At 64.9% G+C, this 25,396-nt stretch carries 21 protein-coding genes; 4 read left to right on the top strand and 17 right to left on the bottom strand.

The annotated features are described in order from the left end of the window. Window positions 1–128: 128 nt before the first annotated feature. The 17 genes from M1D93_RS01370 to M1D93_RS01450 form a co-directional block, all read right to left on the bottom strand. Window positions 129–1,142, bottom strand: a complete 1,014-nt coding sequence (locus M1D93_RS01370) for a sugar phosphate isomerase/epimerase family protein (RefSeq protein ID WP_461173420.1) — start codon at window positions 1,140–1,142, stop codon at window positions 129–131. Window positions 1,143–1,441: 299 nt separating this feature from the next. Continuing rightward, window positions 1,442–2,509, bottom strand: coding sequence for a glycerate kinase (locus M1D93_RS01375; RefSeq protein ID WP_461175085.1), 1,068 nt, complete (start codon window positions 2,507–2,509; stop codon window positions 1,442–1,444). A gap of 99 nt (window positions 2,510–2,608) precedes the next feature. After that, a complete protein-coding gene (gene dctA, locus M1D93_RS01380; RefSeq protein ID WP_461173421.1) occupies window positions 2,609–4,087 on the bottom strand; it encodes a C4-dicarboxylate transporter DctA in 1,479 nt (492 codons plus the stop codon). A 158-nt stretch (window positions 4,088–4,245) separates the two neighbouring features. Continuing rightward, on the bottom strand, window positions 4,246–5,343 hold the full coding sequence (locus M1D93_RS01385; RefSeq protein WP_461173422.1) for a tartrate dehydrogenase: 1,098 nt from the start codon (window positions 5,341–5,343) through the stop codon (window positions 4,246–4,248). 126 nt (window positions 5,344–5,469) lie between these two features. Then, entirely contained in the window at window positions 5,470–6,390 is a 921-nt protein-coding gene (locus M1D93_RS01390) for a LysR family transcriptional regulator (protein WP_461173423.1), read from the bottom strand. Between the two features lie 177 nt (window positions 6,391–6,567). Next, on the bottom strand, window positions 6,568–8,196 hold the full coding sequence (locus M1D93_RS01395; protein ID WP_461173424.1) for an SLC13 family permease: 1,629 nt from the start codon (window positions 8,194–8,196) through the stop codon (window positions 6,568–6,570). A gap of 140 nt (window positions 8,197–8,336) precedes the next feature. Continuing rightward, entirely contained in the window at window positions 8,337–9,065 is a 729-nt protein-coding gene (locus M1D93_RS01400) for a maleate cis-trans isomerase family protein (RefSeq protein ID WP_461173425.1), read from the bottom strand. A gap of 30 nt (window positions 9,066–9,095) precedes the next feature. Next, window positions 9,096–10,523 (bottom strand): amidohydrolase family protein, encoded by a 1,428-nt coding sequence (locus M1D93_RS01405; RefSeq protein ID WP_461173426.1) that lies wholly within the window; start codon window positions 10,521–10,523, stop codon window positions 9,096–9,098. Between the two features lie 31 nt (window positions 10,524–10,554). Continuing rightward, window positions 10,555–11,343: an aspartate/glutamate racemase family protein gene (locus M1D93_RS01410; RefSeq protein ID WP_461173427.1), complete on the bottom strand. Its 789-nt coding sequence runs from the start codon at window positions 11,341–11,343 to the stop codon at window positions 10,555–10,557. Then, entirely contained in the window at window positions 11,343–12,023 is a 681-nt protein-coding gene (locus M1D93_RS01415; RefSeq protein ID WP_461173428.1) for a GntR family transcriptional regulator, read from the bottom strand. Before M1D93_RS01415 ends, M1D93_RS01410 begins: the two co-directional genes overlap by 1 nt. Before the next feature lie 78 nt (window positions 12,024–12,101). Beyond that, window positions 12,102–13,460 (bottom strand): MFS transporter, encoded by a 1,359-nt coding sequence (locus M1D93_RS01420; RefSeq protein ID WP_461173429.1) that lies wholly within the window; start codon window positions 13,458–13,460, stop codon window positions 12,102–12,104. 517 nt (window positions 13,461–13,977) lie between these two features. Beyond that, complete coding sequence (locus tag M1D93_RS01425; protein WP_461173430.1) at window positions 13,978–16,188, bottom strand: M1 family metallopeptidase; 2,211 nt, start codon at window positions 16,186–16,188, stop codon at window positions 13,978–13,980. Between the two features lie 496 nt (window positions 16,189–16,684). Beyond that, the gene (locus M1D93_RS01430; RefSeq protein WP_461173431.1) at window positions 16,685–17,791 is read right to left on the bottom strand and encodes a GTP pyrophosphokinase; all 1,107 of its coding nucleotides are present in this window, start codon (window positions 17,789–17,791) and stop codon (window positions 16,685–16,687) included. 49 nt (window positions 17,792–17,840) lie between these two features. Continuing rightward, a complete protein-coding gene (locus M1D93_RS01435) occupies window positions 17,841–18,830 on the bottom strand; it encodes a LacI family DNA-binding transcriptional regulator (protein ID WP_461175086.1) in 990 nt (329 codons plus the stop codon). A gap of 111 nt (window positions 18,831–18,941) precedes the next feature. Beyond that, window positions 18,942–19,838 carry a dihydrodipicolinate synthase family protein gene (locus tag M1D93_RS01440; RefSeq protein ID WP_461173432.1) on the bottom strand — a complete coding sequence of 299 codons (897 nt, stop codon included), beginning with the start codon at window positions 19,836–19,838 and terminating at the stop codon, window positions 18,942–18,944. Between the two features lie 4 nt (window positions 19,839–19,842). Continuing rightward, window positions 19,843–20,733, bottom strand: coding sequence for an EamA family transporter (locus M1D93_RS01445; RefSeq protein WP_461173433.1), 891 nt, complete (start codon window positions 20,731–20,733; stop codon window positions 19,843–19,845). Between the two features lies 1 nt (window position 20,734). Beyond that, window positions 20,735–21,364: a helix-turn-helix domain-containing protein gene (locus M1D93_RS01450; RefSeq protein WP_461173434.1), complete on the bottom strand. Its 630-nt coding sequence runs from the start codon at window positions 21,362–21,364 to the stop codon at window positions 20,735–20,737. Between the two features lie 109 nt (window positions 21,365–21,473). Between M1D93_RS01450 and M1D93_RS01455 the strand changes: the two genes are divergently transcribed. The 4 genes from M1D93_RS01455 (at window position 21,474) to M1D93_RS01470 (ending at window position 25,382) form a co-directional block, all read left to right on the top strand. Further along, window positions 21,474–21,689: a hypothetical protein gene (locus M1D93_RS01455; protein WP_461173435.1), complete on the top strand. Its 216-nt coding sequence runs from the start codon at window positions 21,474–21,476 to the stop codon at window positions 21,687–21,689. Between the two features lie 190 nt (window positions 21,690–21,879). Then, on the top strand, window positions 21,880–22,944 hold the full coding sequence (uriH, locus tag M1D93_RS01460) for a uridine-preferring nucleoside hydrolase UriH (RefSeq protein WP_461173436.1): 1,065 nt from the start codon (window positions 21,880–21,882) through the stop codon (window positions 22,942–22,944). Further along, window positions 22,945–24,369, top strand: coding sequence for a uridine transporter UriT (uriT, locus tag M1D93_RS01465; RefSeq protein WP_461173437.1), 1,425 nt, complete (start codon window positions 22,945–22,947; stop codon window positions 24,367–24,369). After that, entirely contained in the window at window positions 24,366–25,382 is a 1,017-nt protein-coding gene (locus M1D93_RS01470; protein ID WP_461173438.1) for a ribokinase, read from the top strand. The genes uriT and M1D93_RS01470 overlap by 4 nt, the downstream gene beginning before the upstream one ends. Window positions 25,383–25,396 lie beyond the last annotated feature (14 nt).

Consider the following 25,396-nt stretch of genomic DNA (forward strand, 5'->3'; position numbering starts at 1 on the left):
GGGAGTTGGTGCCATGTGGGGAGGCGGCGCGCGCTTGGATAGTTGAAGCGCTTTAGCGGCGGGTGCGCTGCAGGGTTTCTACTTGCTCCAACCAAGGCAAGTGACCCGCGATGCTGCGACTTGCGACACTAGCTCAGCAGCGAGACCTGCAGGGCGGCGTCGGCGTCGCGGAGGACTTTTGCGGCCTCCTGCAGGCCTTCCACCCGGCCGAGGGAGACGTCTTCGTGTTCGATGTTGACCAGCATGTCCGGGTCCACTTCGTGGAGGGCTCGCAGGAACTCGGTCCAGTAGGCGGTGTCGTGGCCGCGGCCGAGGGCGACGAAGTCCCAGGCGGAGTTTTTGGGCCATTCGTTGACCCACTCGTTGCCGCCGAGGTTGGTTCGGTCCTCGTCGGGGGAGAGCCGGCGGAAGCTGTTGTCCAGCACGCCGTAAAGTGCAGCGTTTTCCTTGTTGATGCGTACGTCCTTCGCGGCAGCCTGGAACACGAGCGGGCCCAGTTCGCGGACGACGGCGACGGGGTCCATGTGCTGCCAGAACAGGTGCGAGGCATCCAGTTCCACGCCCACGTGAGTGGCACCCGTCAGGTGGATCAGCTTCCGGACATCGGCGGTGTTGAAGACGAGATTCTGCGGGTGCAGTTCCAGGGCGACCTTGACGTCCAGCTCGCGCGCCAGCTGGTCGATCTCCTTCCAGAACTGCGCGGCGATCTCCCACTGGTAGTCCAGTACATCCAGTGCGGCTGAGTTCCAGGCGTTGACGATCCAGTTCGGAACAGTGGCGCCGGGCTCACCGCCGGGCAGGCCGGACATGGTGACCACGCGGTTTTGGCCCAGCCGGCGTGCAAGGCGGATGGAGCGTCGGATGTCCTCGGCGTGCTTTTCTCCAATCTCCGGGTTGGGGTGCAGCGGATTGCCGTTGCAGTTCAGGCCGGCGATGGACACGCCGGTTCCCTCGAAAACGGCCAGGTACTCATCCCGCGCCGCGTCACTGGTGAGGATCTCATCCAGGGTGGGCACGTGGACCGGGGGGAGGAACCCGCCGGTGTTGATTTCGATCCCGGTCAAGCCCAGGTCGGCGATGACCTTCAGGGCTTCAGGAAGGGACCGATCGTGCAGGATCGCGTTGTAGACGCCGAGTTTCATCTTTTCTTCCTTCTGAACCGTGCGCTGGTCTGCTTGCTTCTTCTTTGATGCACTGGGACGAGCGCAGCCTCGAGCAGTGATGCAGATCGCGCGATGCTCGTTAGAGCGCTCTAAAAGGCTATGGGTGCAACTTTGTCCTGTCAATGTTCTAGTCCTGCCTAACTCTTCAGCGCGGCCGCGCTGGTTCGCGCTGACAAGACGACCTGCCACACCGGCGAGGATGCCCCACAACACAAGAAAACACCCGCCCGCGTTACCGCGGACGGATGTTTCTGCTTACCCCAATATCTGGAGTCCAGTTACAGGAAGCTCCTTCCGATGTCTCTGCCGATTTGTCGGAGCAGCGTGGCGGAGAGGTGGGGATCTTTGGACGAGTCCAGGTCTGTGTAGTCGGCCAAGGTGTACACCCGGGTCAGGGCCATGTCAGACCATTGCTCCTTGGGAAGCAGGGAACGGCCGGCGACAGCGATGATGGGACGGGTGCCTGACCGTCGCGCAACAGCGGCGGGCAGTTTCCCCGCCAATGTCTGTTCGTCGATGCTGCCTTCGCCGGTGATCACCACATCGCAGCTGTCCTTGCGGGTGTTGAAGTCCAGCAGGTCCAGAAAGTAGTCGGCTCCGGATACCTGTTTGGCACCGAGCAGCAGGCAGGCGTAGCCGATGCCGCCGGCGCTTCCGGCGCCTTCATGTGCTGCCAGGGACTCCGCGTCGGCAAAACCTGCTTCTGCCATTTTGCTCACGAAGTGCCCCAGGCTCTCATCGAGGATTGCGACGTCCTCCGCTGTGGCACCCTTCTGGGGGGCGAAGACCGCGGGTGCGCCGTGGGGGCCGCGGAGGGGGTTGTGAACGTCGCTTGCGACGACAAGTTCGGTCTCTTGCAGTTCCGGGAGCGCGGTGCGGTGAACGGACTGGATCTGTCCCAACGCTCTTCCGCTGCCGTAGAGCTGGCGCCCTTCGGAGTCGTGGAAGCTGTAGCCCAGGGCGGTGAGCATGCCCATTCCGCCGTCGGTGCTGGCGCTGCCGCCCAGTGCCAGGACGATCTTTGCGGGGTTGAGGCTGAGCGCGAACAGGACCGCTTCGCCGAATCCTCGGCTGGAGGAGTTCAATACCTCCAGTTTTCCTTCGGGCAGCAGCCCGAGTCCGCAGGTGTTGGCCACCTCGACGACGGCGGTGTTGCCGTCGAATGCGATGCTGGCCTGCACTGGTTGGCCAGTAGGGCCGGCGACGGTGTAGCTGCGGCGGGTGAAGCCGGAGGTGACGGCGGCATCGACGCTGCCGTCACCTCCGTCCGCCAGGGGAAGCAGTTCGCATTGAACTGCTCCGGCCGTGCCTTGGACGTCAGCGGCGGAGCGAAGCCCTGTTGCCAGGGCCTGCGCTACTTCGCTGGCTGTGAAGGCTGCCCTTGAACTTGTCGGGGGCGATAAGGGTCCGCACGGTCTTGGGGGCGGTGGGTGTGCTCATGTCAGTTAGACGGTCTCCGAGTGGGTGGGGCGAGAGCCCACGGGGGCAAGCTCGGCAACCGGGCCTGCATGCTTGGAGACAGTCTCCTTGGGCCCGTGGTGTCCGTACTCGGTGAGATCGTCCTCGATGTCGACGACTTCGTCCAGATGGATCGGGTCCTCGGTCGGCATGGGTTCGACAGTTTCACCGTTGAAGACCCGGCGGGCGCGGTCTGCGTCCAGGGTGCGGTCCCACCAGGCGATGAAGAGGGTGGCCACTGCGTTGCCGGTGAAGTTGACCAGAGCGCGGCATTCGGACATGAACTTGTCGATGCCGAAGATGAGCATGATGCCCGCAGCGGGGATGGTCCCGATGGTGGTCAGGGTGGCGGTGAGGGCGATGAAGCCACCGCCTGCAACGCCTGCAGCGCCCTTGGAGGTCAGGAGCATGACGGCGAGCAGGCCCAGCTGCTCGCCAAGGCTCAGGTCCGTGTTGGTAGCTTGGGCGATGTACAGGGCAGCCAGGGAGAGGTAGATAGCGGCGCCGTCCAGGTTGAAGCTGTAGCCGGTGGGGACAACCAGGCCCACGGTCTCCTTCTTGACGCCGGCGTGCTCGAGCTTGCGCATCAGGCCCGGCAATGCGGGTTCGGCGGTGGAGGTGCCCAGAATGAGCATGTATTCCTCTTTGAGGTGGCGGATCATCTTGAAGATGTTCAGCCTCAGGAAGAGCATGATGGATCCGAGCACGATCACCACGAAGAGGATGGAGGTGATGTAGAACAGGGCGATCAGTCCGCCCATGCTGGTCAGGGACGAGACGCCGAACTTGCCGACGGCGTAGGCCATGGCGCCGAAAGCACCAATGGGGGCGGCCTTCATGATGAAGCCCAGGATCTTGAACATCACGCCGGTGAGGCGCTGCACGCCGTCCAGGACGGGTGCGCCGACCTTGCCCATGGCGTTCAGGGCGATGCCGAAGATGACGGCGATGAAGATGATCTGCAGGATGTTGCCTTCAACGAAAGGGGCAACCATGCTTTCAGGGATGACTTTGGTGAGGAACTGCCACCATTCCTGATTCGCGCCGGCGTCGATCAGCTTCGCGGCGGACTCGGAAGTCTCGATGCTGTCGGCGTCGGCGTTAACGCCGTCGCCCAACCGGAAGATGTTGATGGCGACGAGGCCGAAGATCATGGCCAGGATGGTGCCGACCTGGAAGTAGGTCAGGGCTTTCAGGCCGGTCATACCGACCTTTTTGAGGTCAGCTACGCTGGCGATGCCGCCCACGATCGTGAGGAACACGATGGGGCCGATGAGCATCTTCATCGCATCAACGAAGGTGGTCCCGATGGGTTCCATGGCGATTCCGACGCTGGGCGCGAGCCAGCCGACGAGAATGCCGATGACGATTGCGGTCAGTACCCAAAAATACAGTTGACGGTACAAAGGTGTCTTGCGGGCCGCGTCTGCTGTAGGCGCGCTGCCGGCGGTAGTGATGTGGTCCATGATTCCTACCTCATTGTGGAATGTAACTGGAGGGCGCGGAGGTCCCACCCCAACACTGGCGAGCTTGTGCCGGGGCCCTCGGGACGCCGCTTATTACTTAGGGAAGACGCCCGACGGCGGTGGCCAGCCGCCGTCGGACGTTTGAGTTGGGAGAAGGGCTAGACGGCGCTCAGGGTGCGCGTGAGGGCCTTGACGATGGCGTCGGTGACATCGTCCGTGTTGGCGTCGCCGCCGACGTCGCGGGTCAGGTGCCCGGCGGCGGTGGTCTGCTCGATCGCCGCTTCAACCTGGCGGGCCTCGTCGTGCAGGCCGAAGTGGTCCAGCATAAGGGCGGCGCTGGCGATGGCGCCGATCGGGTTGCTGATGCCCTGCCCGGCGATGTCTGGAGCGGAACCGTGCACCGGCTCGAACATGGACGGGAAGCGGCGCTCCGGGTTCAGGTTGGCGCTGGCGGCCAGGCCCAGGCTGCCGGCAAGAGCGGAACCAAGGTCGGACAGGATGTCGGCGTTCAGGTTGGAGGCCACCACCACGGACAGGTCCTCCGGCTTGAGGATGAACTTGGCGCTCATCGCATCCACCAGGACGCTTTCGGTCTGCACGTCCGGGTAGTCCAGGGCCACGCGGTTGAAGACTTCATCCCAGAGGACCATGCCGTACTGCTGGGCATTGGACTTGGTGACCGATGAAACCTTCTTTACGGTACGGGTCCGCGCCAGATCGAACGCGAAGCGCATGATCCGCTCACAGCCCTTCTCGGTGAACAGGGCAGTCTGCAGGGCCACCTCGTTGCCGGGGCCGCGGCCGCTCAGGTTCCGTCCGCCGAGGCCGGCGTACTCGCCTTCGCTGTTTTCGCGGACAACAACCCAGTCGAGCTCGGTGTTGTCCGCCTTCCGCAGTGGGGACTGGATACCGGGCAGGAACTTCACGGGACGGATGTTGGCCCACTGGTCGAAGTTCTGGGTGATGTTCAGGCGCAGACCCCAGAGGCTGATGTGGTCCGGGACGTTTTCCCACCCGACGGCGCCGAAGTAGATGGCGTCGAAGTTCTTCAGAGTCTCCAGCCCATCGTCGGCCATCATCTTGCCGGTTTCTGCGTAGTACCCGCAGCCCCAGGGGAACTCGGTCCAGTCGAAGGCGAACTTGCCGTTGGAGTTCTCAGCCAGTGCATCCAGGACGCGGCGTCCGGCGGAAACAACTTCCTTGCCCACACCGTCGGCGGGGATTGAAGCGATCTTGAATTTCTGGGTGGCGCTCATGTGCCAGTCTCCTCGTTGAGTGTTTGCCAGTGAACCAGTAATCGGGGTCACACTGTTCTTCCTCTTCAAGTAGACGGCCTGTTCCTATAGGGCGTCCAAGACCAAGATTCGATACGGCATATAGGTTCAGCCTATCGACGGCGGCAGGGCGGCTTCCAGGCCGGGCGAAGCATGGAGTTCCGCCACTTGCAGGAAGGCCCGGGCGGCAGGCGTCAGGTCTTCCTTCCGGCTCAGGACCGCAACTTCGAGGTAGGAGACGGGTTCGATGAGCAGAGTCCTGAGTCCTGATCTCTGGGCCAGTGGAGCCCAGGATGAAGGCATCACCGCGTGGCCTACGCCCGCGAGGACGAGCGGCAGGATCGAAGTCCGGTGGGCGACTTCGGCAACAATTTCGGTGTTGACGCCGTGCGCCAGCGCATCGTCTACCAGCCACCGCATCAGGGATCCGCGCTGGCTCACGATCAACCGGTGGCCGCCCAGGTCTTCGCGCTGGATCGACTGTCCCGGGTTGAAGGTGTCCGCCTGGGGATTGACGATGAGGATCAGGGGCTGGCGTTCCAGCTCAAGCACCTGGACCCCTGGCACCCGGACGGGGATGGGGGAGCCGGCAAGCCCGATCTCCGTGCTGCCGGACCGGACAGAGTCGATAACTTCTTCCGGTGTGAAGGCAGCACTGACATTCAGCCGGACCGAAGGGTGCAGCCGGGTGAAGCCGGCGATCATGGACGTCAGCGGCTCAATACCGGGGGAGGGCATGGAAATGATGTCCAGCCGCCCGCTTCGGACCCCGCGAAGAGCCTGGACTGCCGAGGCCGCGGCATCGAGATCACGCATCACCAGCCTGGCCGGCCCCACAAGTTCCTTGCCCGCTTCGCTGAGGACGGCGCGGCGGCCGATGCGGTGGAACAACGGCACGCCCAGGTCCTTCTCCAGGCTCGCAATCGTCTGCGAGAGGGAAGGCTGGGCGATCAGTAGATGCTCGGCAGCCCGGTTGAATCCGTCGTGGTCGACCACGGCCAGGAAATACTTCAGTTTCCGCGTATCCACGCAGTTCCTCCCACGTTTTCAACCTCGGGTTCGGCGGCAACGCCTATGTGCCCGAGCACCAGGCTGCCTCGGCCCAGATAGCCTACGCCTATCAGGAGGATCACTTCCAGGGCAAAGCGCGCGGTGGACTGTGGCTTTGCGCGGTGGGACTGCGGGTGCGAGCGGTAGTGATTGTTGCTACTGGCCGATGCCGGTCACACCGATCATGATCGGGACGATACTGATGATGAGGATGGCGCCGAGAATATCAAAGGCAAATCCTGTGCGGACCATGCGGGTGATGGGAACCGCGCCCGAGCCGTAAACAATGGCATTTTGCGGGGTGGAGACCGGCAACATAAAGCCGAAGGATGCTGCGAATGTGGCTGCCAGGGCGGGGACGAGGGGGTCCACTCCCATGGCGGCACACAGCGGAATGACGATCGGAACAACGACGGCGGCAGATGCGGTGTTGCTGGTTGTCTCCGAGATGAGGATTGCCAGGACTGCCGAGAAGGCGGTGATCGCCAGGACGCTGGTGACGCCCAGGTTGTCGGCGGCAGCCTTTCCGATGGTTTCGGCAAGGCCGGTGGACGAGAGGAGGGCGCCGAAAATAATGCCTGTACCGAAAAGGATGATCGTCCCCCAATCGATCTTGGCTGCGTCGGCCCAGGTAAGGGTTGCGCGGCGCTCCTGCCAGTTTGTGGGAAGGATGAAGAGCAGGGAAGCGCCGACGACAGCGACGATGCCTTCGTCCAGCCGGTTATCCAAAAACGTGTACAGCTCCGAGTCCGGGCCGGCAAGGAGGCTGGCCAGTGCAGGGAGCAGCCAGAGGGTGACGGTGAGGCCGAAAGCGACAAGGGTATTAATCTCGGCCCGCGACATTCTGCCCTGCTGGCTCTTCTGCTCCCGGATGAACTCGTCCACGCCTTCAATTCGGCGGATCTCCGGCTTGTTGAGGAGGAACATGGTGAGCGCCAGAACAACAAACATTGCAACGCAGAGTGGGGCCACAGTCGCTGTCCACTCTACGAAAGAAATCTGAACACCGGTTGCTTCCTCGATGAGGCCGCGGCCGATCAGGTTCGGGGGCGATCCGACGGGCGTCAGGAGGCCACCGACGCTGGCACCATAAGCGAGCATCAGCATCAGTGCCGCCCCCACACGCAGGCGCAGCGGGTCAAAATCCGCCTTGACCACGCCGCGGTCCTGCATGAGCTGTGCGATCACCGCCAGGATGCCCAGGGCGGTGGGCATCAGCATCGCCACGGTGGCGGTGTTGGAGACAAACGCTGACAACAGACAGGTGATTACGCCGAAGGCGATGATGACCCGGTAGGTGGACTTTGCGACACCCGCAATGGACAAAACAGCGAAGGCCAGCCGCTGCGCGATGCCGTGTTTCAGCATGGCCGCAGCCAGAATGAAGGCGCCGATAAAGGTGAAGATCGTTGTCGAGCCAAAGGGTCGCAGGACGTCAGCTGCAGGTGCGACGCCGAGCAAGACCACAGCGGCCACGCCGATGAGTCCGCCCACCGGGATTGGTACCGGTTCGCAGATCCACAGGATAATGACCCCCAGCAAAACGGCTGCGAGCAGCTGCTGGGTGTGGTCCATCCCGGTGGGAAGAAGTGCGAAAACAATTGCGACTGCCGGCGCCAGGAAGAATCCCAGTGTTTGGCGGGCCCGCTCAAACTTCTCCTCCCGCGGAGAGAGCTTCTGCTCGCTTAAACTCCTGAACGTCTTACCGCCCAGCAGGGCCGCACGAACATCGGTCCGTTGCGGTGGAGGGACCGCCGCTGCAGACGGTGTCACCTTGCTGGACATCTTCGTCCTTTCGTCATGTGGGTTTGAACCCACTGTGCACCGTGACCCGAATCACGTCCAAGACGAATTGCCTACTTGTCCAATAGGAAAAACCGATCCCACCGCTTCCAGGCACCCCGGAACTGCTGGTGCGGTGGGAGTCAGTTCACGAGCAGTCTGCCCCACCGCGGATCCAGCAGTTGTGCGCCAGCCAGCTTGAGGGTATGCCACAGCGTGACGGCTACCGAGTCCAGGACGGGAACGCCGGTGCTTTCTTCGATTTCGGCTGTGATGTTCGCGCCGTAGAGGTTGGTGCACAGGTAGACCAACGCATCGGGGTTGGCCGCTGCAAGTTCGCAGGAGCCGGGCCGCATCTCATCGTCGGTCACGCGCGCGAAGGACTCGTTGTCGCTCAAGCCCAGGGCGCGGTGGTCGACAGTTTCGATTCCTTCCCGCTCGTAGGCGTCGATCACCTGGTGGTTTACATCGTCCGTGTACGGGGTGAACAAACCGATCCGTTTGGTGCCGAAAGTTCTGAACGCCTCGAGGTAAGCCAGCGTTGACGTGGTGGCCGGGATGCCGGTGGCGTCGGTAATTTCCTGCACCAACTCCTGGTCGTGCTTAGCCCCCAGCCAGGAACCCGAGGTACCGTTCCAGGCAATAACGTCCACGTCCGCCGTGGCAAGCAGCCGGGCGGCGTCCCGCATGACGGCGGAGTCGAACTGCTTGTTCGAGGAATTGTCGAGGGCAATCCGGGTGACGGGGATCCGGGTGAAATGGACGGTGACGTCGGTCCGGCCGCCGAGCATTCGGTAGGTCTGCGGCTCAAGGCAGGTGTTGGATGACGGAACGATCATGCCGATCCGGCGGGGGCGCGTTGTTGAAGGCATCGAAGCTCTCGTTTCTTTTTTGGCGCTGGCCTAGAGATTTGCGGTGGCCGGAGCCCCGGCAGGGACGGTTGAATCGTGCTGGTGAAAGCCGTTGCGGGGCACGAAACGGCCTACACTCCCGGGGTCGTGGAAGCCTTCGGCGTCCAGCACCACTCGGCCTCCGGAAATTACGACGGCGGGCCAACCGGTGAGTGCCTTGCCCTCGAACGGGGAGAAGTCTGTGCCCATGTGCAGCGCAGCGCCCACCACGGTGCGCTCTTCGGCGGGATCGAAGACCACCAGATCGGCGTCAAAGCCTTCGGCGATGCGGCCCTTTCCGGGGGTGGCATTGATCCGTGCCGGTCCGGCGGAGAAAACTTCGACGAAGTCCTCCACGCTGGCGCCGGCTGAGGTCATGGCGGTAAACGTGACTGGCATCCGGGTTTCAACACCTGGCAGGCCGTGTGGCATGGCCCGGACATCGTCGGTGCGCTCGCGCTTCTGCGAGAGGTCGTAGCAGGAATGGTCCGAGGACATGGTGTGGATGGTCCCGGAGGCGAGGCGTTCCTTCAGCGCGGCCACTGTTTCGGCGTTGCGCATGGGCGGGCAGCAGGCGAACCACTCAGGGAATTTCGAACCGTAGACGGAATCATCCAGCGTGACGTAATGCGGGCAGGTTTCGGAGTACGCCTCCTGCCCGCGGGTCCGTGCCTCCGTCACCAGATCCACGGCCCCTGGTGTTGATTGATGGACAAAGTAGACCGGCGCCCCCGTGTATTCAGCCATGGCCAGCGTTTCCTTGACGGATACTTCTTCCGCCAGCTCTGGCCGTGTCCGGTGCAGGTGCTCGATGCCGATCCGGCCGTCCTGGGCGTGCTGCTCCGTGCAGTCGGTGATGATGGGATCGTGCTCGGCGTGGATGTAGGTAAGGCCGTCCAGCCGGACCATCTCGCGCATGACTTTCAGGATGGTGTCCCCGTCCGCCATGGTGGTGCTGCGGTTGGTGGTGTACATCTTCACCGAACGCACGCCTTCGGCGGCAAGCTGCTCAAGCTGCCAGGGCACGGTTTCATCCCAGCTGATGACAGCACCGTGCAGGGCAACGTCACACCGTGATTCTGTTGCCAGCTCTTTTTTATGCAGTACGGCTGCGAGTGGGGTTTCCTGGGCGTCGCGGGGGATGCCGAAGTCGATGATGGTGGTGGTGCCGCCCCACAGGGCTGCGGTGGACGTGGTGCGGTAGTCGTCCAGGGTGCGGAAGCGTCCGGTTACCTGGGCCACGTGGCAGTGGCCGTCCACGCCGCCGGGAATTACAAGGCGCCCGCCTGCGTCGATGGTCCGTTCGGCGCGGGGAACGGCTTCAGAGGCGTCGAGGAGCTGTGTGATCAGGCCGTCCTGGACCACGATATGGGCGTTTTGGCGGCCGAAGCTGTTGACGACGGTGGCGTGGGCAATTACAAGGTCTGGATGGCGGGACATCGATGTCCTCCTTCTGGAGAAAGCGTGGTGGTTAGGCGGTGGGCACAGCGGACGCGGCGCTGTTCTGGGCGGCGGAGAGGGCGGCGTCGAGGTTTTCACTGAGTCCCTTGCGGCCCTTGACGGGCGGGGGAGCGAAGGCGCCTGCGCGGTGCGGACCGGATTCGAGCCCCACCACCGCCTCTGCCATCCGGATTCCGGCTGAGATTCCGTCCACTACGGGGACGGGGATCTGCCCTTTGAGTTCGCGGGCCAGCCCGGCAAGGGGTGCCCCTGCCAGGATGACGACGTCGGCGCCGTCCTCAGCGACGGCCTGGCGGCAGAGTGCCAGGAGGGTTTCCTTGAAGTCCTGCTGGACCGAGCCGATGCCGTTGAGCGTTTCGTTGATGGACCTGATGGAGGCAAGCCTTCCGAGCAGGCCGAACCGCTCCACGCAGTCGCGGTACCAGGGTTTGATGCGCTCCGAGATAGCAATGATGGAGAAGCGGTGGCCCTGCAGTGCGGCGGCGCAGAGGGCGGCCTCGGTGATGCCGATGACCGGAATGTCCGTCAGTTCCTTGAGGGCGGGCATGCCCGGGTCGCCGAACGCGGCTACCACCACCCCGTCTACAGGGTCGGTGCCGGGGCGGGTGTGTTCGGCGATGATTTCGGCTACCGCACCGGCGGCGATGAGGGACTCGAAGCGGGTTTCGATGTATTCCACGCCGTGGCCGGCGGTACGGACCACCAGTAGGGTGCCCGGAGCCGCGGAGCGGAGGGCCTCGGATTCGATGAGGGCCGTGACATCGTCGCTGATGTTGGGGTTGATGACGAGGAGTCGCATTATTTCTTCCGGTGAAGTTGGGGTTCGGTTTTCTCGAAGTCTTCAGGGAACTGCTCGCGGTATTTGCCGATGTGGGATGCGGATTGTGCGGCGGCACGGTCCGGGTCCCCGGTGGCGATTGCGGTGTACAGCTCGCGGTGTTCCTGGATGAGTTCCGGCAGGTCGCTGACGTGGCGGAAAAGCCAGTGCATGCGGCCCTGAAGGGGTTCCAGTGCTGATTTGAGAAAGTTGTTGTCAGCGATGGAGGTGATGGCGTCGTGGAACTCACTGTTTGAGCGGTGGGCTTCCCGAACGGCGCCCTTGGCGAGGAAGCCTTCGGCGTCGTCGAGCAGGCCCTTCAGGTATGCCAGGTCCTGCTCGGTTGCCCTGACGGCGGCGAGCCGGCAGGCCAGGACTTCCAGGGACTGGCGGACGTCGAAGAGGTCCTCCACGTCTTTGGGGCTGAGCGTGCTGACTTCCGCTCCCCGTGCGCCGCGGTCACTGATGAGGCCTTCCTGGCGGAGCATGCGGAGTGCTTCGCGGACGGGCAGCCTCGAGACGGAGAATTCCGCCGCCAGGTCACGTTCCACCAGCCGCGTGCCGGGAGCGTAATGTCCTTCGAAAATCCGGGTGCGGAGTGTGTCCCGGACGGCCTCGCGGAGGGGGCGTTCCTTGTCCTGGGTATCTTCTGCAGTAAGCATGGTGCTCCATTCGGATGTTCGTGTGACGTCGCTCCCGGCAGCGGGGGCGTGGGTTGCGTGTTGCCTTGGGTGGCCAGCTTAGACAGGAAGCCGCTTGTTGTAGTTCAGGGTCAGGACAGATGCACCCATAATGATCGCGGATCCTACGAAGTACAGCAGGGCCCACGTGTACGAACCGGTGGCCCCGACAATCAGGCCGACGGCGATGGGTGTGACGAACCCGGAGATGTTGCCGCTGAAGTTCATGGCGCCGCCCAGGACGCCCGCATTGGTGCGCCCGCCCAGGATGGATGGGATGCTCCAGAACAGACCAACCCAGCGCAGGAAGAACATCACGAGCGACAGCAGGACGACGGCTGTGGTGGGGTCGGGAACCACAGTGACGCCGATGAGACCGCCAATGACCACCAGGCTGGAGATGCCCAGGAGGGTGCGCATGACGCGGTTGGCTGAGGCGCCGGAAGCACGCCACTTGTCGGCGATGGTGCCGCCGATGATTTCGCCAACGAATCCTGCCCCGAAGATCACGAAGGTGGACCAGCCGATGGTCTTCAGGTCAAAGCCTTTGTCCTGGGAGAGGTAGAGCGGGCCCCACGTGAGCAGACCGTAGAACACCCCGTTGAAGCCCAGCCAGCCCAGGCACATGGCCCAGAAGGAGCGGAATTTCAGGTAGGGGAGCAGGGCGCGCTTGCCTTTGCTGCCGTCGCGCTCCGCTTCGGCGTCCTCTGCCGCGTGTGACGCTTCGATGTAGGCGGCCTCGGCCTCGTTGACGCCGCGGTGTTCGCGGGGATTGTCCCGGACGTACCACCAGACGGCGAGGCCCATGAGGACGGTGGCGGCACCGGCGATCAGGAACGCCAGGCGCCAGCTGCCGGTGGACGCAATAAGCCCGGCGATGATGATGCCGCCAAGACCTGCACCAAGGGGTGCGCCGGCGTCCAGGATTGTCGCGCCGCGGCCGCGTTCGGACTTGTGCATCCAGATGGCGTTGAGCTTACCGCCGGCGGGCATAACGCCGGCCTCGGTGACGCCGATGCCCATGCGGGCGATGAACATGCTGAGGAACCCGCCGGCCATGCCGGACGCCGCTGTGGCGGCTCCCCAGCCGACGCAGGACGCGGTCATGACCTTGCGGGGCCCGAACCGGTCGATCAGCCAGCCGACCGGGATCTGCATGAGGGCGTATGTCCAGAAGAAGGCGGAGAGCAGCAGGCCCACCAGTTCCGGGGCCAGATTGAATTCCTTCTGGATGATGGGGAGCGCAACGGAAATGGAACCACGGTCGATGTAATTGACGGCAACCAGGACCAGCAGCAGCAGGAAGAGCTTCCAACGGACGGTGGTGCGCCGTTGCACGCCATCCTTCTGCGGGGCATCGGTGGCTGCCGGATCCAGGGTGCCGTCTGTGGCGGCTGTTTCGGTATTAGGAATAGACACAGCTTCTCCTTCACGGGGAAGTTACGGATGGGGAAAGCAGGAACGGGGCAAAAGTGCGGTGTGTGTCGGCCGGGACCTGCAGCCCGTGCTGTTCTGGTCCAGGATGCGAAGGTCCGACACGAAGAAGCGGACTTGGCGACGCCTTATGGGCGTTCCGGAGCGCCCAGAGGATGTTCATTTGGGATCCCGTTTTGGGATCCCAAAATCAGAGTATGAGTGACGCGCGCCACTGTCAAGGCATTTCCGCGCATGCAAGGGAAAGAGCAGAAGATTCCAATTGTGACTGCGCATCAAGCACGGCTTCGACGGCGGAGGTCCCCCAGAGGAGTTATCTCACGGGATGCAACGGACGCCTCCCCAGTATGGAGGGGTGGCGGGTGCCGGGGCGGGTCTAAGCGGCCGCCGAGGCATCACTGGGCCATCTGCGCAGGGTCTTTAGAGACAGTGAGCTATCCAGGGCGCAGCGCCTGGGCTCTCCTGATGGCCCATGCCACTGCGCACTGAAGCCGGTAGTGAATCAGCGGGTCTTGCCGCCCCCGTTCCTGCGTTCAAGGTTTCCGGCTGGCGGCGGTGCATCGTGAGTGCGCGGTGCCACACTTCGGTCCGCTGCAGCCTCCAGACCGGCCGGTTTCCCGGCAGTGAAAAGCCACTCGTCGAAAAGCGGGTTCAATTCCTCGCCTGAGATCTTTTCGGCGAGGGTAATGAAATCATCTGTGGCCACGTTGCCGCCGGCGTTGAGTTGTACCCACTCGCGCAGGATGCGGAAGAAATCCTTGTCGCCGACGGCTTGCCGCAGCGCGTGCAGCGTCATGGCTCCCCGGTCGTAGACTGCGGCGTCGAATAGCGCGTCGGGGCCAGGATCGCCGATCCTGACGCTCCAGAACGGGTTATCGGCCGGGACGGAGGCAATGGAATCGAAAATCTCCTGGACGGTATCCAGGCCCTCGCGTTCACTCCACAGCCAGTGGGCCAGGGTGGCAAATCCCTCGTTGAGCCAGATATGCTGCCAGGCCTCCACCGAGACATTGTTACCGACCCACTGGTGCGCCAACTCGTGCACCACGAATGAATCGCCCTGTACCGGGTCGTTGAAGATATCCCTGGCGTAGATGGGCCTCGTCTGGTTCTCCAGGGCAAAGCCCAGCCCCCGCAGGTCGTCCACGGTTCCGCCGGCGTCCCGGAACGGATACCGGCCGAAGTAGCCTTCGAGGAATTTGATGATTTCCGGCTGCCTGGCGAATGAGGCCTGGACTTTTTCCCCTACACCCGGGGGAGATTCAGCCGTTGTGATCCAGTCGTTCTCATTGCCCGGGCTGCCCGCCGGCGGACCCGGGACCGTCCAGCCGTCCAGGGTATCGCCGTCGTCCTCGAAGGAGGTGCTGCCCTCGCCCGTGGAGACCACCACATCGTCGACAAACACGCCGGGGAGCTGACCGGTGTCGTCACTGACATAGGTGATGGAGACTTCCACGTCGCTGCCGGCATAGCCGGCAAGGTCGGCCGACCACTGTTCCCATCCGTCGCTGGCGCCGCTGGCCGCCGACCACGCGCCGGAGGTGCCCGCGTCCGTGCAGCCGCCCGCGCCGTCGTCCGTTTGGTAGTGCGTCAGGAAGGGATGCTGTGTGTGCCACCTGGGGCAGGAAAAGCCTGTCTGCCCGGACGTGTGCCCGTTGGCATCGGGCAGGGTCGTCCAGTCTTCGGCACCGGCGGTGCGGGCCTCCACGAAGATAAAATCCCAATTTGGCTCGGTATCGCGGGTCAGCCAGAAGGACAGCTGCGCCCCGCCGTCCGGGACGGTGATGGTCCGGGTGAGCCGTTTGTAGGAACTGTCCGATGCCTGGGACCAGGCGAAATTGGCCCCGGTCCGCGGTGCTGCCACCGGGTCAAAGAGGTCGGGGTCCAGCGCATCCAGGTATTTGATCCGCCCGGCCTGGTACTGGTTGAAGTCCCACTGCCCCACGCTGGCCGTAGCCAGATAGGACGCCATCGGTTCGCGCGCCTCCCACGTCCAGGTGGTCAGGCCATCCTTGGTGCGGTCATCGATTAGGCGCCCATTCGCCACGACTTCGAGCCCTTCCGGAACCGTTATCCGGAAGACGTAGGAAGCCTTGTCCAGTGGATGGTCGTTGACCGGGAACCAGGTGGCTGCCACATGCGGCTCCCCGATGACCAGGGAGCCGTCATCCGTGTGAAAGAACCCTGACTGCCCGTACTGGTCCGTGATGGTTTCCGGAACACCGTCGTAGTGGACCTTCACCGTGAAGGGGCTGTCGTCCTTGATACCCCGCTGCGGAGTGACGGTCAGTTCGCCGGCGTCGCGCGTGAATTCGGCTGAATGGCCGTTGACCGTCACCCCCCGGACCGTCAGGCCGTCCAGGTCCAGGTTGAATGCGGAGAGGTCCTGCGTGGCCTCGGCTTTGATCGTGGCGGTCCCGCCCAACATGTCGGTCGGCGGATCATAGCTGAGATCCAACACATACTTGTCGACGTCGTAGCCGCCGTTGCCGTCCAGCGGAAAGTAGGGATCACCGAGGCCGGGCGCCCCGGGCCGGTATTTGACCCCGGCCGGGAAGGGCTCTTCCTGAGCCGGTTCCGGGGATGTTTGCGTGGCCGCGGCGGCGGGGACCGGCAGCGCTGCCACGCACAACAGTGCCGCCAGCGCTGCCGCGCGCCGGCGTCCACGGGCGGCATACAGGCCGGGTGCGGCGGCCGGGTGTTGGGACGACATCGGCAATCCCTGCTTTCTGGAGTAGTCCTGGAGGATGCGGCCGTCCACAAAGGGCAGCAGCTCTTTGTGCCGGCCAAAACGACCGCAGGCGCATACTGTGGGGTGTTTCAGGGAGGGAAATACGCGTTACTTCGTCGCGTGCCGTACGGCTCATTGCCGTCCTGAAATCACGGCGTCAAGGGATATCAGCTTCAACAATCCAGGCTGTTAAGGCCTCGACTTCCTTCAATGGGGGTCCGCAAATCATCTGCCGGTGCCCATTGGACTCTGAAATATGCTATTCGGAACGCGCAATAGGAAATTTTCACAAGCGCATTAGGTGAGTCGGGGGGAAATTCCTAAGACTCACTGATCGGGCTATAAACGAGGCTGAATTCCTCTTTACCTGTCCCGCCGCCCGCGATGACGGGTTCCGCTAATTCGGAAATCATACACTCGGGCGATTGCGTGATGACAGGTGAGGAGCCCCCTAATTAGTCCTCGACGAGCGCAACTCCTACTTCTTCGTCAACCGGTACCGCTCGATCTGTTTGAGCCGCCGCAGGAGGCTGTCGCGCCGCGGGTGCGGGACGGCGTCGGCCGCCTCGGCGGTGAGGTCGATGTGTTTGGTGCCGTACTGCCACAGCAGCAGGTCATCGAGCAGCCGGTCCGGGCCGGGGGAGTAGCGGTGGTCCAGTGCTTTGCGGACTTCCGTGATGCGGTTGGCGCTCAGCAGCCCGGCGAGCTGCATGGTCTGGTTGAGCCCGTGCGCGGCGAGAAGCTCCGCGGCCCAGCCCCAGTCGTCGTCCACCTTCCGGTCCACGTGCGGCAGCAGGGTCCGCCACACATCCCGGATCCGGTTGGGTGTCAGCGGCGCGGCGCCCTCGCCCTCGGTATCCCAGAAGCCCCGGACCTCCTCGTACCGTTCGTGCAGGTCCGCGAAGGCAGTCTCCACCGTTTCCAGCATGGCGGCAGTGGCGGTGAACTGCCGGTCGAAGTGCGGGGTCCAGGCGCGCGGGTCCTCGGCCTTGAACCGGATGTCGTGCTCGATCTCGCTCCAGGCATGGGCAAAAATCGTGCGGATTTGGCACTCAAAGAAATAGCTGCCGTTCGGCTGCGCGTCCGGGTTGAAGACCTGCTGGTACTCCTTCACGGCCTCGTTCTGGATGCTCCGCAGGATCAGGTGCCGGCTGGAATAGCCGTAGGTACCGGACTCGATGGAGCCGATGTCCTTCTCCCGGTCCCCGCGGCAATCGAACAGCTGCCGCTGCCGTTTGATGATGTTGGCCACCGCGGCGTTCTCGGCCGGCAGCTTGGTGATGACCCGGATTCCCACCATGTCATTCAGCGTCCGGAACGGGTCCGGGAACTTCAGCACGGGCGGGCCCCCCGGCTCCAGCGGCTCCTCGATCCGGGAGATCTTCTCCTTGAACGATTCCACTGTTTTGGTGCGCCCGGTGACGAACAGGGGAGTGACCTCGCTGTCCTTCAGCATGTCCCGCATCAACAGCAGGACATCCCGCGTGACCAGTTTCAGGGCAGGCCGGACGCGCTCATAGATCTCCACGTTCTGCTGTACAGATTCGCGCAGGCTAGGGTCCAGGCTGTCCCAGTTACTCGGCATATTCCCAGCTTACGGCCGGGCACCGACAGAACGGCGGCGGTTGGAACCTTCAGCCTTCCGCCGCGACAGTGGATCCGCGCACCACGAGGGAACTTTCCAGCGTGACCCCGGCCCGCTCCAGCGCTTTGCCCTCCATCAGGCGGCGCAGCTGCTCCCCTGCCTTCAGGCCCAGGGGAGTGGCGGGCAGATGGACGCTGGTGAGGCCCGGATTGCTCGTGGCCGAATAGGGAAGATCATCAAAGCCGGCCACCGCCAGCTCCTCGGGTATCCGCACCCCGGCCACACGTGCCTCCTGCAGCACCCCGTAGGCGTGGGTATCGGTACCGCAGACGACGGCGGTCACCCCCTGCCGCTGCCACGTCGGCCAGGCGGCGGCGAACGCGGCCGCCGCCGTGCCGACGTCGATGGTGGTGCTGATGATGCGGTCCGGCCCGACGGTGATGCCGCGGGCAGCAGCCTCCTCCAGGAAGGCTTTCCGCCGCAGGGCGAACGTTTCCGTGCCGGTAACGCTGTCCACGTACGCCGCTTCCCGGTGCCCGGCCTCCGCGAGGTGGGCTGCCAAGTCCCGCGCTCCGCTTGCCACGTCCAGGTTCACCGACGGCGCGTACGCCTCCAGCCCGGGAGCGTCCAGCAGCACAAGCGGCGACGGCGACGCGAGGTCTTCGAGGAACCCGGCGCTGGGTGCGTCCACCAGGAGCCCGGCCGGACGCAGGGACATCAGCCGCCGGACGTCGTCGGCCTGCGGAAACTCGCCTGCCTCGGTGACCGACAACAACAGCTGGTACTGCGAGCCCAGGGACTCCCGCACCCCGGCAATCACCTTGGCGAAGAACGGGTTGGAGATGTCCGGCGCCACCAGGATCACGATGGAACTCACGCCCTTGGCGAGGGAACTGCCGATGCCGTCCACCACGTAGCCGAGCTCGGCGATGGCCTCCCGGACCTTGGAAATGTTGTCCTCGGAAACGCGGCCGGCAGTCTTGCCGTTGGCCACCAGCGAGACCGTGGCCGTGGAGACGCCGGCACGGGCAGCCACCATCGCCGCGGTAATCCGCCGCGAACGCGCGGGCTGCTGCGACTGTTCGGCGAATTCCATACTTCGATCGTAGTAGGCGCTGTGCCGGCTTCCGTTCACCCGCAGAAACCAGCTTTACCCGTCCAGCCCGAGCCCCTCGATGACCCCTGCCACGCGCCGGCGCTGTTCCCCGCTCAGCCCCCGAACAGGCAGGGGCAGGCAGGATCCCGGCGCCAGCCCCAGCTGCTCTGCGATGGCAGCGACAACCCGGATGCTCCCGCCGAATTCGGCAAACAGGTCCCACAGCGGGGCCAGCCGTTCCGACTCGGCCAAGGCGTCGGCGAACCGGCGCTCCCGGGCCGCCCTGGTAATTTCCATGGCAAGGGCCGGCAACGTGCCGCCGATGACGGAGTACCAGGCGTCGCAGCCGGCGGCCAGCCCGGCGGCGGCCCTGGCATCGCCGGAGACGCCGATGGTCACGGATGCGGGGACAACAGCACGGATCTCCCGGACCCGCGCCGCTGCCTGTTCCAGCCCGTCCGGTACGCCGGGTATTTTGATGGACGCGATCCGCGGCAGCGCGGCAATCCGCTCGTAGAGCTCAGTGCTGAAGGTGAAGTGGGTGGTCCCCGGGTTGTCATAGACCACCACGGGCAGTGACGAGTGCGCCGTGACAGTCCGGAAAAGCTCGAACACGTCGTCGTCCGTCAGCGGCTGATACGTCATGGGCGCGAGCAGCAGGCCGGACGCGCCGGCCAGCTCGGCGTTCTCGGCGTTGGCCAGCACCTGCGACGTCCGGAGCGCTCCGATCCCAACAATCAGCGGAGTGGAACCGGAATGCTCCACCGCCAGCCGGGCAACACGGTTCCGCTCCTCTCCGCTCAGGTACGCGTAGGAACCGGTGGAGCCGAGCGCCGTGATGGAATCAACGCCAGCCCCGTTCAGCCGTTCGATCAGCCGGACGAACGAAGCCTCGTCCACAGCATCGCGTGCCAGTGGGGTGAGGGGAAAGGCGCTCAAGCCAGTGAACACGGGCTCAACCTACAAAGTCGAGATCGGCGGGGCTCGCTGCCTGCTCCTTGGCTGGGCGCCGGCCGCCGCGCTGGGCTGCGGCCCCGGCCAGGACCACCAGCAGGATCCCCACCACCTGGATGGCAGAGGGCTGCTGGTGCAGGATGAGCAGTCCGAGGAGGACGCCGACGGCAGGCTCAAGTGCCATCAAAGTTCCAAACGCGGTGGGCGTCATCCTGCGCAGGGCGAGCATCTCCAGCGCGAACGGCAGCACGGGCAGCAGGATGGCCAGGCCGGCTGCTGCGGCCAGGATGTCAAGGCTGAGGTGGCCGGCGGCCTGGGGAATTCCGACGACGGCGGCGGTCACCGCGGCGATGGGCACGGTAAGGGTTAGCGCGCCGATGCCGGTGAACCGGTCGCCAATCCGCTGGGTGAGGAGGATGTAAAAGCCCCAGGCGACGGCCGCCAGCGCGGCGAACGCAACCCCGGTCGGGTTGAAGTCGCCCTGCCAGGGCTGGGTCAGCAGAACCACGCCCACCAGCGCCAGCGCAGGCCAGGCGAGGGCCTTCCGGTTGTGGCTGCGGATGGCGGCCACTGTCAGCGGACCCAGGAATTCAATCGCGACGGCGGTCCCGAGCGGTATGTGCTCCACCGCGGCGAGGAACCCGATGGTCATCACGCCGGTGGTGATCCCGAGGCCGAGCAGCGGCAGTACGTCCGGACGCCGGATGGAACGCAGTGGCGGGCGGCCGATCGCGAGCAGGATGACCGCTCCCATGCTGAGGCGCAGCCAGGCGGTGCCGGCCGGGCCTACGTCCTCGATAAGGCCCACGGAGAGGGCTGAGCCCAGCTGGACCGACAGGATTGCGGTGACGGCCAGCCCCCACGGCGGGACCGGAACAGTTCGCTTGAGCATCTCAGTTTCCTTCTTTGTTTGTTGGGGCCGCGGCGTGGGCCTCCGGCCGGTGCCCTGAGCCAACGCCCGGTTCGAAGACCGCCAGCGAGAACGTGGCCGGTTCGTTGCCCGGGTTGGCGTAGGAGTGCTCAACGTCGCCAGGGAAGGAGACGGCGTCCCCGGCCTCGAGGACGAAGGTTTCGCCGGCAATTGCAACCGTGACGGATCCATGCCGGACCTGGAGGAGCTCCTTGGTGCCGGGAGCGTGGGCTTCGCTTTCATGCAGGTCGCCGGGCGCGAGGGTCCAGTCCCACAGCTCAACCACATCGGGGGACCCGGTTCCGGCCACCAGCACACCCCGGCCACCGGAGGCAGAACTCCAGAGGGCTGCGCCGTCACCGCTCCGGGTGACCGTAACGGGCTTGGGGCGCGGAGAGTCGACCAACGCCGGCAAGCCGATGCCCAGGGCATCACTGATTCGAAGCAGGGTGCCCACGCTGGGATTTGCGGCACCCTGTTCGACGTTGATGACCATGCGGCGGCTTACTCCCGTGGCTTCTGCGAGCTGGTCCAGGGTCCAGCCCCGCGACTGGCGTTCCTGCCGGACCCGGGTGCCGATCGCCGTTGCCAGCGCTAAGGTGCTCTTATCCATTAGTGCATCATACTGCACCTTCAGTGCACTTATCCACCGATTTGCGGTCGGTTGAAAGCCGGCGGGCGCAGCCCTTCCTTGCGGGTGCGCCAGGTGGGACGATGCCCTTATGAGCGAAACAGGCGGAGGAGGCGCGCGCGACCTCGGCCCCCACCAGCATGCGCACTCGGCACCGAGTACCCAGCAAATGAGGACCGTCGGACAGCGCCGGCGGGACGCAGAGGAGAAGCTGGAGCACCACCTTCAGGAGGCGCGCCACAAGCACGAGCACCTCGAAGTTGAGGATGGGCCGGAGGTTGGAAAGCCCGCCGGCGGCCAGTCCTAAGGCGCCCGTTCCACGGTTGCACCACAAGCCGACAGCCTCAAGCGGTTGGCGGCATCAAGCGCTTGACCTGCGAGTACGTCAAGCGTTTGACGTGATGCTGCCAACAGTGCCATGATCACTCCTGAACGCTTTAGCTCCCCGCGCTGCGGTTAGTAAACCCGGTGCGGGCCCCAATGACGTGGAGATCATCGTGGAACCTTCCGCCCAGCCCTCTAAAGGGCAAGCACCCGGCCGCAAGAAAATCATTCTTGACTGCGATCCCGGGCATGACGACGCCGTCGCGTTGCTGCTCGCGCACGGCAACCCGGACATCGAACTGCTGGCCGTTACAACGGTGGTGGGAAACCAGACCCTGGAGAAGGTCACCCGGAACGCCCTCGCCGTGGGCACCATCGCCGGCATCACCGGCGTCCCCTTTGCCGCCGGCTGCGACCGCCCCCTGGTCCGCAACATCGAAACCGCCCCGGACATCCACGGGGACAGCGGCATGGACGGCCCGGAACTGCCGCCGTCGGCCATTGAACTGGATCCGCGGCACGCGGTGGACCTGATCATCGACACCGTGATGGCCCACGAACCCGGCACCGTCACCCTGGTGCCCACCGCCGGCCTGACCAACATCGCCATGGCGGCCCGCAAGGAACCGCGGATCGTGGAACGCGTCAAGGAAGTTGTCCTCATGGGCGGCGGCTACCACGTGGGCAACTGGAGCGCCGTGGCCGAATTCAACATCATCATCGACCCCGAAGCCGCCCACATCGTCTTCAACGAAAAGTGGCCGGTGGTGATGGTGGGCCTGGACCTTACGCACCAGGCGCTCGCCACCCCGGATGTGGTGGAAAAGATTGCCGCGATCGGCACGAAGCCGGCGAAGTTCGTCACGGAATTGATGGACTTCTTCGCCCATACCTACAAGGACGCCCAGGGCTTTGACGCCCCGCCGGTCCATGATCCCTGCGCCGTTGCCTATGTCATTGACCCCAGCATCGTCAGCACCCGCAAGGTGCCGGTAAACATCGAACTGCAGGGCAGCCTGACGCTCGGCATGACCGTGGCCGACTTCCGCGCCCCGGCGCCGGCGGACTGCCACACCAGCGTCGCCGTCGCCCTCGACCACGAAAGGTTCTGGAACCTCCTCACCGACGCACTGGTTGCCATCGGCGAGCCGCCCACCGGTGAGAGCAACACTGATGGCAACGCGGCCGACGCCGAACGCCGGGAAGGTGCCCACCTCACCGCTGGAGGCGTCAAGTAAATGACTGCCACCATCGTCGAAGCCAAGGCCACCCGCGGCAACGTCACCGCCCTGATGGTCGCCCTGCTGGCGGCCTGCGTGGCCTTCCAGCTCAACGCTTCCATGCTCAGCCCGGCCCTGGTGACCATGGGCGAGGAGCTCAACACGGACCAGGCCGTCATTGGCCTGTCCCAAACCTGGTTCTTTACAGCAGCCGCCCTGTTCTCCCTGTTCCTGCCCCGCCTGAGCGACATCGTGGGCCGCAAGAAGATCCTCGTGGGCATGATGCTGCTCATGGCCGTCGGCTCCGTCATCGCAGCCCTCGCCCCGGACGTCACCTGGCTGTTCGTTGGCCGCATCATTCAAGGCGTCAGCGGCCCCACCGTTCCGCTCTGCCTGATCATGCTGCGCTCCGCCGTCAGCAACCCCCGCAAATACGGCACGCTGATGGGCCTCATCACGGCCGTCAACGGCGGTGTAGCCGGCGTCGACTCCTTTGTGGGCGGCTACTTCGCCGAGCACTTCGGGTTCCGCAGCATCTTCTGGCTCATGGTGGTGCTGGCCCTGGTGGCCACCGCCCTGATCGCCTTCCTGGCCGGTGAAAGCAAGCCGGCCGCCGGCACCCGGATGGACTGGCTGGGCGTGTTCTTCATCGTCGTTGCCGTGGGTGCACTGCTGACTGCCCTGAACGAAGGCGCCAAACTGGTGGGCGCCTTCTCGTCCGGCACCCTGATGCTCAGCCTGGCGCTGGTCCTGGTGTCCGCCGTCGCGTTCTATGCCTTCTGGACCGTGGAGAAGCGGGCGAAGCAGCCGATGGTGGAAACCGTGCACCTGCGCCAGCGCTCCACCTGGGCGCCGCTGCTGACCACCACCCTGACCATGACCGGCATCTTCGCCGTCATCAACGGCATCGTCCCCGCCTACGTCCAGGCGGCCGACGGCTTTGGCATCGGGCCCACCGAAATGTCGCTGATCATCCTCACCCCGTACGCCCTGCTCGGGTGGATTGTGGGGCCGCTCAGCGGGAAGCTCGCTCCCGTCCTGGGCTACACCAAGGTGCTGCGCATCGGCCTCCTCGGCAGCATCGCGGCGCTGGCCATCATCGCGTTCTTCGGCCTAAGCAGCCTGCCGCTGATGATTGCCGGCACTGTCTTGCTGGGCATCATGTACGCCGGTACGGTCAACATCATGCTCAACGGACTCGGCGTTGTCCTCTCGCCCGCGGGAAATCCCGGCTTCCTGCCCGGCATGAACGCAGGCGCCTTCAACCTCGGCGCCGGCCTCAGCTTCCTGGTGCTCCCCGCCGTCCTCGTGGCCTCCTCCGCGCTCGGGGATGCCAAGGCGTCCTACCTCACCGTGATTGTGGTGGGCTTGGCCCTTACCGTGGCGGCCTTCGCTGCCTCCCTGCTGATTCCCAAGCCGGTTGAAGCCGAGGTGGCCGAATGAACGCCGGCGCCTCAGACTCCAGCCAAGGCGCGGCGGGGCAGCCCGCAGCCGGAAAGACCGGCCGGATCGTCGTCGTCGGCTCCCTTAACGCCGACCTGACCATCTACTGCGAACGCCTCCCGCTCCCGGGCGAGACGGTGCACGGCAACGGGTTCGCCGTGAATCCTGGCGGCAAGAGCGCCAACCAGGCCGTCGCCGCGAGCCGGCTGGGCGGGACCGTCAGTCTTGTCGGCGCGGTGGGGGAGGACCCCAACGGCGACATGCTGCTCTCCTCCGCGGCCGGCTCGGGGGTCGACGTCGGGCATGTCCGGACGTCGCACGAGCCTACAGGCGTGGCCGTTATCGCCGTCGATGCCAGCGGCGAGAACAACATCATTATTTCGGCCGGCGCCAACGGCACCCTGTCGCCGGCGGACGTGGCGGAGGCCTCGGACGCTCTGAACGACGCCGCCGTCGTCAGTCTTTGCCTGGAAGTCAGCATGGAGACGGTGCTGGCAGCGGCCCGGGCAGGGCATGACGCCGGCGCAACAGTTCTGCTGAACCTCTCGCCGTACGGCGAGGTTCCGGAGGAGCTGACTGCCCTCACCGATGTCCTGCTGGTCAACGCGCACGAGGCCGCGCTGTTCCTGGGGGACGGCGCCGCGGTTCCCGGGCCGGAGGCAGCCGGTGCCGAATGGGACGCGGAATGGGAAAAGGTCAGGTTGCGGTTTGCCGAGCGGGGCATCCGGCAGGTCCTGGTGACGCTTGGTTCGCAGGGTTCGGTGGTGCTGGATTCGCTGGCGCCGGAGGGCCGCCAGGTGGTCCGGATTGCGCCCACGAAGGTGAAGGCCGTTGATACCACCGGGGCCGGCGATGCGTTTACCGGTGCCGTTGCCGTCCGCCTCGCAGCCGGCGATGCGCTCGCCGGCGCCGCCGCCTTCGCGTCGGTAGCGGCTGCCCTGGCCACCACCCGCAAGGGAACGCAGGCTGCCTACCCGGAGGCGCTTGACGTGGCGCGCCTGTCCGGGAGCTGACCCCGCGTCCGGGT

The sequence above is a fragment of the Arthrobacter sp. Z1-9 genome (assembly GCF_054792695.1).

Excerpts from the sequence above, each read along its gene's own strand:
- M1D93_RS01410 (WP_461173427.1), bottom strand. The coding sequence starts at position 11,343 with ATGCGACTCCTCGTCATCAACCCCAACATCAGCGACGATGTCACGGCC.
- M1D93_RS01400 (WP_461173425.1), bottom strand. The coding sequence starts at position 9,065 with ATGCCTTCAACAACGCGCCCCCGCCGGATCGGCATGATCGTTCCGTCA.
- M1D93_RS01405 (WP_461173426.1), bottom strand. The coding sequence starts at position 10,523 with ATGTCCCGCCATCCAGACCTTGTAATTGCCCACGCCACCGTCGTCAAC.
- M1D93_RS01425 (WP_461173430.1), bottom strand. The coding sequence starts at position 16,188 with ATGTCGTCCCAACACCCGGCCGCCGCACCCGGCCTGTATGCCGCCCGT.
- M1D93_RS01395 (WP_461173424.1), bottom strand. The coding sequence starts at position 8,196 with ATGTCCAGCAAGGTGACACCGTCTGCAGCGGCGGTCCCTCCACCGCAA.
- M1D93_RS01435 (WP_461175086.1), bottom strand. The coding sequence starts at position 18,830 with ATGGTGGCTGCCCGTGCCGGCGTCTCCACGGCCACGGTCTCGCTGGTG.
- M1D93_RS01415 (WP_461173428.1), bottom strand. The coding sequence starts at position 12,023 with ATGCTTACTGCAGAAGATACCCAGGACAAGGAACGCCCCCTCCGCGAG.
- M1D93_RS01370 (WP_461173420.1), bottom strand. The coding sequence starts at position 1,142 with ATGAAACTCGGCGTCTACAACGCGATCCTGCACGATCGGTCCCTTCCT.
- M1D93_RS01430 (WP_461173431.1), bottom strand. The coding sequence starts at position 17,791 with ATGCCGAGTAACTGGGACAGCCTGGACCCTAGCCTGCGCGAATCTGTA.
- M1D93_RS01385 (WP_461173422.1), bottom strand. The coding sequence starts at position 5,343 with ATGAGCGCCACCCAGAAATTCAAGATCGCTTCAATCCCCGCCGACGGT.
- M1D93_RS01445 (WP_461173433.1), bottom strand. The coding sequence starts at position 20,733 with ATGCTCAAGCGAACTGTTCCGGTCCCGCCGTGGGGGCTGGCCGTCACC.
- uriT (WP_461173437.1), top strand. The coding sequence starts at position 22,945 with ATGACTGCCACCATCGTCGAAGCCAAGGCCACCCGCGGCAACGTCACC.
- M1D93_RS01455 (WP_461173435.1), top strand. The coding sequence starts at position 21,474 with ATGAGCGAAACAGGCGGAGGAGGCGCGCGCGACCTCGGCCCCCACCAG.
- M1D93_RS01450 (WP_461173434.1), bottom strand. The coding sequence starts at position 21,364 with ATGGATAAGAGCACCTTAGCGCTGGCAACGGCGATCGGCACCCGGGTC.
- M1D93_RS01470 (WP_461173438.1), top strand. The coding sequence starts at position 24,366 with ATGAACGCCGGCGCCTCAGACTCCAGCCAAGGCGCGGCGGGGCAGCCC.
- dctA (WP_461173421.1), bottom strand. The coding sequence starts at position 4,087 with ATGGACCACATCACTACCGCCGGCAGCGCGCCTACAGCAGACGCGGCC.